Origin of the sequence: Enterobacter cloacae complex sp. SYL003 (genome assembly GCF_049236925.1) — a bacterium.
Lineage (GTDB): Bacteria > Pseudomonadota > Gammaproteobacteria > Enterobacterales > Enterobacteriaceae > Enterobacter > Enterobacter intestinihominis.
Genome location: NZ_JBMKJK010000005.1, coordinates 194086 through 205584, shown reverse-complemented (window position 1 = coordinate 205584; position 11499 = coordinate 194086). Strand labels below are relative to the sequence as shown.

Genomic DNA, 11499 nt, shown 5'->3' with positions numbered 1-11499 from the left:
TTTTGCCGGGTGGCGGCTGCGCCTTACCCGGCCTACGGATTGTGGGTTTTGCCGGGTGACGGCTGCGCCTTACCCGGCCTACGGATTGTGGGTTTTGCCGGGTGGCGGCTGCGCCTTACCCGGCCTACGGATTGTGCAATTTGCCGGGTGGCGGCTGCGCCTTACCCGGCCTACGGATTGTGCAATTTGCCGGGTGGCTGCGTCTGACCTGGCCTGCGGAATTGGGTTTTGTAGGCCCGGTAAGCGCAGCGCCACCGGGCGATTTTACAGAGGCAGGCACATGGCGCAGCGGGAACCATACGCTAAACCGTGCGCTGTCTCTTCTTCACGTTTCTGGCGCATTTCCGGCGTCAGCGTCGTCATCATTTCAAACCCTAATCGCCTGTAGTAGGGCGCGTTCCACGGGACATCACGAAACGTCGTTAACGTCAGCGAGGTTAGCCCCAGCGTGCGGGCATGCTCTGCGACACGGTTAATCAACCGGCGTCCGAGACCTCGTCCCTGCCAGTCCAGATGAACCGAAAGTTCCACAATAAACAGCGAAGATGGCTGGGCTTCGGCGAGAATAAAGCCCACGGGCCTGTCATCAGCCAGCGCCAGCCAGCTTAATCCGCGTCCGGCGTAACCGAGGTGATCTTCAACGGAAATAACCTCGCTGTCTGCCAGCCAGGCCAGCTCAGGAACGTCGCGAAATCGCTGCCCCGCCGCGCGTTCGATGGCGGGCAGGGCAGCGACGTCGTCGATGCACGTCGGGCGAAGGGTGAACGCCGTCATCAGCCAGCGCTGCTCACAATTTTAATCTCCACCATGCCGATCCCCAGCTTGCGCGGAGCGTGACCGAGAATATTCCCTTCGTTAGTGGACTGCGGCTCGGGCGGCACAATGACCAGCGTATTGCTGCGCGTGGGGTTATCGAAATGCAGCGTGCTGGTGGTGACATCATTGCTCAGCGTCAGCATCTGTTCTTTATCGCCGACGCGCACCGGCACAGGACGGTTTGCGTTGGGACCAAATGCCCTGGCGGTGATCACCAGATCGAATTTCTCCGGCAGCGGATGGGTATACTCAATTTTCACCTCATCACCTAACTGCGCGTTAGACCAGCGCCCCCAGGATTCGGGACGTGAAATACCGCTGAACTGCTTCACCTCTTCAGGCGCGCCAGCAACGTTAAAGATAAAGCTGTCAGCTTTATAACGAATGTCGTTGTCGACGATTTTCAGCAGGTCAACGTTGCGCTGATAGCGTGCGGTATCAATGACCGTATCTTTAAACGCGGTTTTCCCCTGCCACTGTGGTTTATCAACGTGTTGCACGGTCTGCTCGCCACCGAGTTGCCCCTGAGAGACGCACCAGTCGGTGGACAGTGACAGCTCTTGTGACCAGAGCTGGCCCATTTTGTAGCATTTATCGACCCAGACGAAATTATCGCGCGGGGCGAATTCCGCCAGCTGGAAGCGCAGTGGCGCGGAGTATTCGCTTTCCGGTAGCGGCTCGACGCGGTTATCCGATACGCGCAGCAGCAGAGGCAGGCGGAAATGGCTGCCGGAGAACGCGATCATTTTTTTATCCTGATCGATGGTGAAGTCGTTTATCTCTTTCGGGAAGTTCCACAGGCGAATGATATCCGGCTTCCAGGCGAGGATTTTTTCCTTAATGTTGAGGAAGATTTCCGACAGGGACTGGCCCGACAACGTACTGCGGCCCAGGCCAATGAAGTTATCGCCACCCAGAATATCCAGCACGGTGGCGCCGTTATCCATCGAGTTACGTTTAGCGGCAATGATCTCCTGCTGCGGTTTATCGCCGCGCAGCACAAAGAACAGGTTGCTGCGATCCAGCTTATTCAGCTCATCCCAGGCGCTGTTTTTCATCGCCAGATGGTCAGATGAGACGACGATGACCGTATTTTTGAAATACGGCGACGCTTTGATTTTCTCGATTAACGCCGCGATATGTTCCTGGCTACAGGTCACAGCGCTGAACGACTTGTTGTTTTTACCGTCAATGTCGTAGCCCTGACGTTTACAGGTGCGTGAGACGAAACCATCCGGATGATGCGTGTCGACGGTCAACGCAAACAGCGAGAAGCGTTTACCGGCGCGGGAAAGCTCCTCGAATTTCTTCCAGGTTTCATCCAGAACGGTATCGTCGTAAAAGCCCCAGTCGTTGCGGTAGGCCGGATCGGCGACCGTGGTTTTCAGCTCTTCGGAACCATATAAGTGATCGAAACCGTGGGATCTCAGGAACACATCTTTCCCGGCAAAGCGCAGGTTAGCGCCCTGCATAAAGTAGTTTTCATAGCCTGAGTTTTTCAGGATATCGCCGAGGCAAATGTTCTGCGGGAAGAAGCTCGACATCGAGGCAGAGGCGTTGCCTTCAAACGGGGCGAACAGGGGAATGCCGCACTGGGATGCCACCATCCCGGCGATGGTGTAATCCGTGCCAGGCAGTTGCATGGTGTGGCTGAAGTCGAGGCCCTGGTTTTTCAGCGCGCCGAGCTCTGGCGTCAGGTTCGGGAAAGCATCGTTGTCAAACCAGGTGCGTTCCAGACTTTCGCCGTAGATATAGACCAGGTTGAGTTTGGGGTTATCGATTTTCTTCGAGGGTTCTTTGTAATAGGCCACAAAGTCCGGATCGCCATCGCGCGACTGGGATTTTACCAGCTCGGTAATTTGATGGAAGGCCGGGCTGGCATCCACGGAGGCCAGCGCCAGGCACAGCGCCAGCAGGCTGTAGCCATGATGATGCGGACGGTGACGGCGACGGCGCAGAACCCAGGCCAGCGCGGCGAAGATGCCCACCAGGGCGACCACCAGCCCCAGACCCGGAAGGATGTACTTACCCACACCTGCGCCGGTCAGACTGTTGGTCAATGTGTAGAGCACCGCGTCGTTAATACCGTCGCCGGTAAAGTAATCGCTGGCATATAACGTAATGTTTAAAACAATAAAAATACCGAGCACCACCAGGGTGGCCACAAACCACCAGGTGTGACGACCGGCTTTCCAGGCATAAACGCCGATGGAAGCCAGGAAAAGGACAAGGGACATTAACTCTGACAACAGCAGATCCTCATCATGCCGGACGCTTAGCCGGCTAATTGCTTATTTTTTGGGTAATACAATGTAATTGCGATGTCGCTTAGCTGCAATTTTAGTGTCACGAAAGTGTGCTGTTGTTAGGATTTGGTTTATAAAATCGGATTTTTGAATAAAGTCGCATCGTGGCATACGGAGGCTGAGGTGGTGGCAGGGGGTAAAAAAACGCACTTCACGCCGCGGTATAAGACTAATGTAATAAACGCGGCGTGTTGTGGCAGAAAAAGGGGGACAATCAGGAGAGGAAATTAACGCCTTGTTTCAGCACCAGATCGCAGGCTTTCGTTTTCACCTGTTTCGCCAGAGATGAATTTCCAAGGGTGCTGAGGTTCAGCTGCTGACCATTTTGCGCGTTCAGCAGGCCCTGAATACCGTCCATATAGTTGGTGTCCGCTTTCTGCTCCTGGGTGTCCAGTCCCAGTTTACCCAACACTTGGTTTTTGATGTTTTCGGTATCGGTGACGGAAGCCAGTTTCTGCTTCGCGCAGTATTCCAGAATACCCGCGGCGTTGTTCATCGTTCCGGCACTCAGGCTTTGGGAGCTGTTGCCCAGCAGGCCGGTGAGGGACGAGGCTGACAGCCCGCCCTGGGACGTGCCGCTCTCTTTGGTTAACTCACTTGCTGCGCTGGAGAGCGACTCCTGCCATGATGCGGCCTGCGCTGCGCCAGTCACCAGCAGGGCGCCAGTAAGGATGCTGATAAGAAATTGTTTTTTCATAATGATTTACTCAACAAGGTCCGTTTTGGGCCAGAAGTGGGTTCAGTATATACCTCTGCTCTTCCGGCGCTCCCTGGAAATATCTTAATACTCTTTGCCGGTGACGCGGCTGCGGTAGCTGTCCCAGTCGAAGATGACGTACAGGCTGTTACCCAGCTTCATGCGATCCATCACCCGCTCGCCAAGAAGTCGGGTCATCTCGTCGATATTGTGGTTCGTCAACATACCGGTTGGGCGTTTTGACGACGAACGGCGATCGACAATCTGGTTGATGATCACTTTTTCGTAGCGGGACTCCGTCTGGACACCGATCTCGTCGATGACCAGCAAATCCACGTTACTTAAATCATTTAGCAACTGTTCTTCGCTGGTTTCGCGATTACTGAAGGTGTCTTTCATGGCGGACATAATATCGGCCACGGTGATAATCAGCACTGACTTCCCGCGCAGCAGCAGCTCGTTGCAGATAGCGGCGGCGAGGTGATTTTTCCCGGTGCCGGGTTTTCCGCTAAAGATGAAGCTGGCGATGTTGCCGTCAAATTCATCCACGTACTGGCGCGCCTGGTTAAGGGCGTTCATCTGCCCCTGAGACTCGACCTTATAATTCTCGAAGGAGCAGTTCTGGTGCAGAGGGCGAATGCCCGAGCGGTTAAAGGTGCGCTGCATTTTCATCGCGCGGTTTTCGCGGGCGAGGGCAGCCGCGCGAATTTTACCCTGCTCTTTTTGCCATGCCAGCAGCTCTTCACCGGTGGTGAAGGCGGGCTTCACGTTGGCAGGCATCATCTTCTGCAAACGTTTCATCAGGTCGCCGACGTTTTTCATTTCGCACCTCGGAATCCATCAGGGATTTTTTTGTCCGGTTCTGAAAAAGCATTGATATCACGTTTTGGCTGGCCGTTGTTGCTGGCGCGGTTGATTTGCAGACTGCGCGCGAATTTTTGCTGCCACTGAACATGGTGGAAGACTTTTCCTTCAGCTTGCCAGTATGCGGTAAAGGCTGCCAGCTCTTCCGGTGTTGCGGGCTGCGAGAGGGCTATTCCCCATAAGGCCGCCTGCCGCTGAAAATCGGCGTCCGGCTGCCAACCGGCGTACATGGGAAATTTCCCCATTGGAACGGCCAACGGGGCGCTGGCGGGTTCGTCAAAAAACTGATTATCCAGCATGACATCGCTCGCCGGGCGCGACAGCTTCTCTTCAATTTCCAGAAGCTGCGCCAGACGCTCCGGCGTGACCGCATAAAACGCCGGGGCGTTGTCGGCAAATACCGCGAGCGTGCCGCCTTCGGCGTGCGTCAACACACCGCGAGGATCGCGCATAAAGGCATCAATGCCAGCAATGCTGGTGGTCAGAATTCTGGAGGACATAACACTTTCTCAACTGATTACTACGGGCGTGATTGAGGGTTATGGTAGCACAGAGAGAGGGGAGGAAAGGAGAGGATTTCCCCGGTGGCGTTACGCTTACCGGGGCTAAAATCACAGGGGCTGGTTACGCGATGATGTTCAGCGTCACGTCGATATTGCCGCGCGTCGCGTTAGAGTACGGACAGACGATGTGCGCCGCATCCACCAGTTTTTTGGCTTCCGCTGCGTCCATCCCTTCAACGTGGATGTTCAGCTTCGCTTCGATACCAAAACCGGTTGGCAGCGGGCCGATCCCTACTTCGCCTTCAATAAAGGCGTCTTTTGGCAGAGCGAATTTATCGCGTGCCGCAACGAACTTCATTGCGCCCAGGAAGCAGGCGGAGTAGCCCGCAGCGAACAGCTGTTCAGGGTTGGTTACTTCACCCCCCATGCCGCCCATCTCTTTTGGCACACCCAGTTTGACATCCAGAACGCCATCGGAAGACGTGGCGCGGCCATCACGGCCTCCGGTTGCTTTGGCTTTGGCAGTGTAGACAACTTTTTCTAAAGACATGGCAGGTTCCTCATCTTACGTTTATATGCGCTATTAAATAGCGCGCGATGTTTTAAGTTAAAATTAGACGCGTAAAGTACAGCCTTACGCGCGATGCAGCTGTTGGCGCAAACTTTCGAGCTGTTGCTTGAGCGCCAGCATGGTGTCGGTATCACACTGCGCTGCACAGCCCACGGCGTGGGGTATCGTCACGGCCTGCTGTTGCAGCGCCCGACCCGCGTCGCTCAGGGTGACGGCGACCTGACGCTCATCCTGACGGGAACGCTGGCGGAGGATCAATCCTGCGCTTTCCAGGCGTTTCAGCAGGGGAGTCAGCGTGGCGGAATCCAGGAACAGCCGCTCGCCAATGTCTGACACCGTAATATCATCCTGTTCCCACAGCACCAGCATCACCAGGTATTGCGGGTAGGTCAGATTAAGCGGCGCCAGCAGTTGCCGGTACAGCTTGTTAAGCGCCAGATTTGCCGAATAGAGGGCAAAACAGAGCTGGTTATCCAGCAGAAGCGCGTTGGTGGTGTCGTTCGTTTTTGCGTCCATGAAATGAATATAGATAGTGCGCGATACAATTGCAAGCGATTTTATTATACGCGTGGACGTTTGCGGTAAAGCCATAAGCCGGGGATCGACAGGCCGATGGAGAGCGCACCCACGATCGACGAGGCTTTAAGGAAGTTGCTCAGGAGCAGGATCATCTGGGGTTCGCTGTAGCCAAAATGGCTGATTTTGACGGCGGAGATCATCGCCGTATAGGCTGAAATGCCCGGGAACATAGGAATCACTGCCGCCACGGTGAATACCTTCGGGTGCGCCAGATACCAGCGGGACCACTGAATACCGATGCTGCCAACCAGCATGGAGGCGATAAACGTCGACCATTCAATATTAAAGCCCGCTGTCATCATGATCATACGAGAGCCGTGGCCAATGGCACCCAGCAGCGCACACCAGGGTAATGCACGCTGTGGGACGTTAAACACCATCGCAAAACCAACGGCGGGAAGGGCAGACAAGAGCATGTCCTGTGCCAGTGCGAGCATAAAATCCATCACGCCCATCCGCGTAACCCCCAGAGTGTCATGGCCATTACCACCCCGATACAGGTCGCCAGCGTCAGCAGGCTGGCTATCGCCCAGCGCGCCAGACCGGTGTTGATATGGCCTTTGAACATATCAGCGACGGCATTAATTAAGGGAAAACCTGGCACCAGCAGCAATACGCTGGCGGCCATCGCAATAGTAGGCGTGCTGGCGAAGTAGGGCTGGCGCAAAAGCAGGCCGGATACGGTTGTCGCCACAAATGCCGTGATGCAGAAGTTAATTTGCGGATGTAGCTGTCTGTGCGTCAACAGCTGGCGGACATACATTGCGATGCTGCTGGCAAAGAAGGTCACGACAGCGCCGTCCCAGCCGCCCGCGTTGAGCTTGCAGAAGCAGGCGCAGGACAGTCCCACCATCAGCACAACCAGCCAGCGCGGATACCGGAGGGGTTTGATTTGATTGAAACGTTTTTCTATCTCCCGGAGATCGAGCAGCTTGTGTTCAGCAAGGATCACGATGTGCTGCACTTCCGTCACGACGTGCATGTTAATGCCGCGGTCATGATTTTTACGGGTGGAGGTCAGGCACTGTCCGTCTTTAATGGTGGTCAGCACAATGGCATTTGACGAGATGGAACTCTCAACGCTGTCCATCCCCAGCGCCAGCCCAAGGCGTGTGGAGAGCTCTTCGACGAGGGCGCTTTCTGCGCCGTGCTGTAAGAGAAAAAGCCCGCACTGAATACATAGCCGCGTGGTGGCACGTTGCGTAGACCGATCTGCCTGCATGAAACGCCCTGAAGAGAAGAGAGATTGCTTACTTTTAACACAAAGTGCAGGGCCCTTTGCGCTGGGCCAGATCAACATTTGTGCGATCAGTGGCGCGATGGGGGCGGAAGAAAGACAGCATTGTTATTTATTTAATGAATGTGAAATTAGGATTTATAAAAACAATATATTAAGTATTTCTAATTTCATATTTTCGATCTTTTCACGCAATTTGAATTAAATTTAAATGGTCTTTATGCGATATTAGGCCTGTATTGGGCGTTTCTTAACCCATGTGATATTTGTTCTATTTTGCGAGTATTAACCCGTTTGTACTTCGGAATGCAAACGTGTTTAACCTTGCAGGGTTAGTTCGTTCTTAAATAAAGAATTCATGACAGGGAGGGTCTATGTTGCCATTGAATGGTAAACACGGAGTGGTGATCAGCAGAGTACCGGTTATGCAAAATGGGTTAGGTGGCGTCATGTCGCGTCATTTTCCCGATTTTGAGATAACGTACTGCCGTTCGATGCAGGAGTTGACGTTATTACAATTGCGTCGCGCTGGGGTCGTTATTGCCGATATTTCGGGTGAGTATCGTAATCCACGCGGCACGCTTGAGCAATATTATGGGTTAATGAATCAGTACCGGGATATTCACTGGATATTCCTCGTTTCGCGCCCCCTTTATCCACTTGCAGTAGAGCTTCTTATGCGTCCGGAAAGCACGCTGCTTTCGGATATGGAACCCATTGAAGGCGTAATTAACGCTATTCGCGCGGGGAGTGAACGCGCCGAGCGAATAAGCCAGACGTTATTGATACCGGAAAATCCTGATATTGAAGAGGAGAGTGAGCAAATGATTGCGCTTACCCACTCTGAACGCAAGGTGTTGCGTTTGTTAGGTAAAGGTTGGGGAATCAACCAAATAGCCACGCTACTTAATAAAAGTAATAAAACGATCAGTGCACAGAAAAACAGTGCAATGCGTCGCTTATCACTTCGCAGTAATGCCGATATGTACGCGTGGATAAGCAGTACCCAGGGAATGCGAGAACTCAGTTTAATGTCGGCTTATGGAGAGTTTGAGGAATGGAAAAGACCACTGCAACAAAACATATCGCCGTCATCGAAAGCTGCTCAATGAGCGCTATGGGGCTGAAGCATCTTTTTGCGATGCCCGCCCTGAGCCATTACCAGGTGCACCTGTTTGCCAGATTTGACAGCTTCAAAGCGGCGCTCTCGGAAATCTCATTCTTTGCCGTAATTTATTCATTGTCCGATGAGCGTGAGGAGCGGCGAAACTGTCTGGCCTGTTTGCGGGATCTCACCTTCACCCACAGCGACGTCAAGCGTATCGTGCTGGCCTCTGATGAAATGGAGGCGAGACTGGTCAGCCATCTTTCGCCTTCTCGCTTACATGGAATTATCAGTAAATCGGTTCCGCTGAAGCAGTTAATGGAGGGGCTGGAGACATTACTCAGCGAAACGCATCACGTGAACGACAACGTGTACAATCACTGGTGTGTGAGCCAGCATCGTATGCTAAGCCCAACTGAAAGGGCGATTCTGCGATATATGTCATCGGGTTTTTCGATCCCTGAAATTGCGGCACAGCTTGAACGCAATATCAAAACCATCCGGGCGCATAAGTTTAACGCAATGGTAAAACTGGGCGTCAATTCTGATGTGGGATTACTGGATGCGGCAGATATCCTGGCGCATCTCCCGGTCAGGGAAATACGCCGTTCCGCTCTCACCGTTCCTTCTTTCTCGTAGTGTTAAGTGATGCGCCAGAATTTTTCTGGCGCAACGTTCAAATACAGACATCAACCCATTTTGCTGCGGTCAGTTCCGCCATTCTGTCGGGCGATATACGCACCGCACTGTGGATGGCGCCCGCTGCGGGTAACACTTCGGCGTACTGTTTTAAAGTGATGTCACAGTAAACAGAGAGCGGATTTTCCAGTCCAAAAGGGCAGACCCCGCCAACAGGATGACCCGTCAGGGTTACTACCTCATCGCAGCTGAGCATGCGGGCTTTTGCGCCGAATGTCTCTTTGAGCTTTTTGTTATCCAGACGCGCATCGCCTTTTGCAACCACCAGAATCACATCATTTTTAATTTTCAGTGACAGCGTTTTGGCAATTTGGCCGGGTTCAACGTTGTGCGCGGCAGCAGCAAGGGCAACAGTCGCTGTGCTTTGGTTAAGCTCGATGATTTCTATATCCGGAGCGTGTTCGGCGAAAAACTGCTGTACAGACTGCAAACTCATTGATTCCTCCTGACAAATATCTTCCGTAATCTGTCATAAGAATTTAGTCGCTGTAAATATCCCTTAAGTAACAAATATCCGTCAGGGGCGATTTCTGGATCGCCTTCACATTCACAGAAACCGGTTACAGTAACCGGTTGCAGAGCGTGATGCAGAGATTAATACTGAGTGTGTAACTTCCCCTGTATCTAATAATAAGAGCTAATTATGAAACCATTCCGTTTGAGCAGTACCGCAGGTACACGATCCGGCAAGGTTGTGACGCTGATGTATGGAACAACGTGTGACGTGAGAACGTCCGAAACGAACGTCTGACAGGAGATCTGCTATGTCTGCCAACCATGCTGCATTTAATCTGATTTTCCGCTTCGTTGAAAATTATGTCAGCCCTATTGCCGGGCGCATCTCTTCCCAGCGTCACGTTATGGCGATTCGTGACGGGTTCATCTCGGCAATGCCGTTTATGATTGTCGGGTCATTTTTATTAGTGTTCGCTTACCCACCTTTTTCGCCAGATACCACCTGGGGCTTTGCTCGCGCCTGGCTGGATATGGCGAAGCAGTTTGAAGGTCAAATTCTGACGCCGTTTGATATGACGATGGGGGTGATGTCCCTCTATATCTGTGCGGCTATCGCCTACAACCTGGGCAAACATTACGTTAAAACCCATCAGTTGGATCCGTTCATGTGCGCGATGCTGTCGCTGATGGCGTTCCTGCTGGTCGCCGCCCCTAAAACCAAAGGCGCCTTACCGGTTGATAGCCTTGGAGGCACCGGGATTTTCACCGCGATCCTGGTGGCGATTTACTGCGTTGAGATGATGCGTTTCCTGAAAGCACACAATATCGGGATCCGCCTGCCAGACCAGGTTCCGCCGATGATCAAAAACTCGTTTGACCTGCTGATCCCGGTGCTGGTGGTGGTGCTGACGCTTTATCCGCTGAGTCTGTTGATCCAGTCGCAGTTCGGTATGCTGATCCCACAGGCCATCATGTCGATATTCAAACCGCTGGTCTCTGCGGCGGACTCGCTGCCAGCGATCCTGCTGGCGGTGCTGATTGGCCACCTGCTGTGGTTTGCCGGGATCCACGGCGCAGCGATTGTCTCGGGTATGCTGCAAATGTTCTGGCTGACGAACCTGGGGGCGAACCAGACCGCGCTGGCGGCGAGCCTGCCTTTACCACACATCTTTATGGAAGCCTTCTGGACGTTCTTTATTGTGATCGGTGGGTCAGGAGCGACGATGGGGCTGGTGTTCTGTTACCTGCGTAGCCGCTCCGCGCACCTGCGCTCCATTGGACGTCTGAGCGTGGTGCCAAGCATTTTCAATATCAATGAACCGGTGATTTTTGGTACGCCGATTGTGATGAACCCGGTGTTCTTTATTCCTTTCCTGCTGGCGCCGATGGTCAATGCCGTGCTGGCATGGGCAGCGATGAAGTTTGATCTGATTGGCCGCGTGATTTCCGTTGTGCCGTGGACGGCACCGGCTCCGGTTGGTGCCGCCTGGGCGCTGGGCTGGGATTTCCGTGCAGCCATTCTGGTGCTGGTTTTGGCCTGCGTTTCCGCCATTATCTATTTCCCGTTCTTCAAGGTGTACGAGAAACAGTTGCTTCAGCAGGAAGCGGAAGAAGCACAGCGTAATGGGGAAGAGGAAAATCAGCAGGTAGCCTAGATAAAAGCAAA

13 protein-coding genes are annotated in these 11499 nt (G+C 53.4%); 3 read left to right on the top strand and 10 right to left on the bottom strand.

Features of this window, described 5'->3' with window-relative positions; translation table 11 throughout:
* Positions 1 to 264: 264 nt before the first annotated feature.
* The 9 genes from ACOT1A_RS08745 to ACOT1A_RS08705 form a co-directional block, all read right to left on the bottom strand.
* Positions 265 to 774 carry a GNAT family N-acetyltransferase gene (locus ACOT1A_RS08745; RefSeq protein WP_105322999.1) on the bottom strand — a complete coding sequence of 170 codons (510 nt, stop codon included), beginning with the start codon at positions 772 to 774 and terminating at the stop codon, positions 265 to 267.
* Positions 774 to 3065, bottom strand: a complete 2292-nt coding sequence (gene opgB / locus ACOT1A_RS08740) for a phosphatidylglycerol--membrane-oligosaccharide glycerophosphotransferase (protein WP_123906507.1) — start codon at positions 3063 to 3065, stop codon at positions 774 to 776. Before opgB ends, ACOT1A_RS08745 begins: the two co-directional genes overlap by 1 nt.
* A 271-nt stretch (positions 3066 to 3336) precedes the next feature.
* A complete protein-coding gene (locus ACOT1A_RS08735; protein WP_022646964.1) occupies positions 3337 to 3819 on the bottom strand; it encodes a DUF2501 domain-containing protein in 483 nt (160 codons plus the stop codon).
* Between the two features lie 84 nt (positions 3820 to 3903).
* Positions 3904 to 4641: a DNA replication protein DnaC gene (gene dnaC, locus ACOT1A_RS08730; RefSeq protein WP_003856580.1), complete on the bottom strand. Its 738-nt coding sequence runs from the start codon at positions 4639 to 4641 to the stop codon at positions 3904 to 3906.
* Entirely contained in the window at positions 4638 to 5183 is a 546-nt protein-coding gene (gene dnaT / locus ACOT1A_RS08725; RefSeq protein ID WP_063152285.1) for a primosomal protein DnaT, read from the bottom strand. Before dnaT ends, dnaC begins: the two co-directional genes overlap by 4 nt.
* Positions 5184 to 5307: 124 nt before the next feature.
* Positions 5308 to 5736, bottom strand: a complete 429-nt coding sequence (locus ACOT1A_RS08720; RefSeq protein ID WP_003856578.1) for an organic hydroperoxide resistance protein — start codon at positions 5734 to 5736, stop codon at positions 5308 to 5310.
* Between the two features lie 84 nt (positions 5737 to 5820).
* Positions 5821 to 6273, bottom strand: a complete 453-nt coding sequence (locus tag ACOT1A_RS08715; RefSeq protein ID WP_022646966.1) for a MarR family winged helix-turn-helix transcriptional regulator — start codon at positions 6271 to 6273, stop codon at positions 5821 to 5823.
* 44 nt (positions 6274 to 6317) lie between these two features.
* Positions 6318 to 6791: a threonine/serine exporter gene (locus tag ACOT1A_RS08710; protein ID WP_032621429.1), complete on the bottom strand. Its 474-nt coding sequence runs from the start codon at positions 6789 to 6791 to the stop codon at positions 6318 to 6320.
* Positions 6782 to 7558: a threonine/serine ThrE exporter family protein gene (locus ACOT1A_RS08705; protein ID WP_032625377.1), complete on the bottom strand. Its 777-nt coding sequence runs from the start codon at positions 7556 to 7558 to the stop codon at positions 6782 to 6784. Before ACOT1A_RS08705 ends, ACOT1A_RS08710 begins: the two co-directional genes overlap by 10 nt.
* 389 nt (positions 7559 to 7947) lie before the next feature.
* On the opposite strand from ACOT1A_RS08705, the gene ACOT1A_RS08700 reads away from it, so the two are divergent.
* Together ACOT1A_RS08700 and bglJ are read left to right on the top strand one after the other, a co-directional pair.
* Entirely contained in the window at positions 7948 to 8685 is a 738-nt protein-coding gene (locus ACOT1A_RS08700) for a helix-turn-helix transcriptional regulator (protein WP_022646969.1), read from the top strand.
* Positions 8682 to 9317, top strand: a complete 636-nt coding sequence (gene bglJ, locus ACOT1A_RS08695) for a DNA-binding transcriptional activator BglJ (RefSeq protein ID WP_063849736.1) — start codon at positions 8682 to 8684, stop codon at positions 9315 to 9317. The genes ACOT1A_RS08700 and bglJ overlap by 4 nt, the downstream gene beginning before the upstream one ends.
* Positions 9318 to 9354: 37 nt before the next feature.
* Here the strand turns inward: bglJ and ACOT1A_RS08690 are convergent, their stop codons facing one another.
* Positions 9355 to 9813 (bottom strand): YbaK/EbsC family protein, encoded by a 459-nt coding sequence (locus ACOT1A_RS08690; RefSeq protein ID WP_022646971.1) that lies wholly within the window; start codon positions 9811 to 9813, stop codon positions 9355 to 9357.
* 328 nt (positions 9814 to 10141) lie between these two features.
* Here ACOT1A_RS08690 and ACOT1A_RS08685 point away from each other — a divergent pair, with 328 nt between their 5' ends.
* Positions 10142 to 11488, top strand: coding sequence for a PTS cellobiose transporter subunit IIC (locus ACOT1A_RS08685; RefSeq protein ID WP_006810218.1), 1347 nt, complete (start codon positions 10142 to 10144; stop codon positions 11486 to 11488).
* Positions 11489 to 11499: the final 11 nt, after the last annotated feature.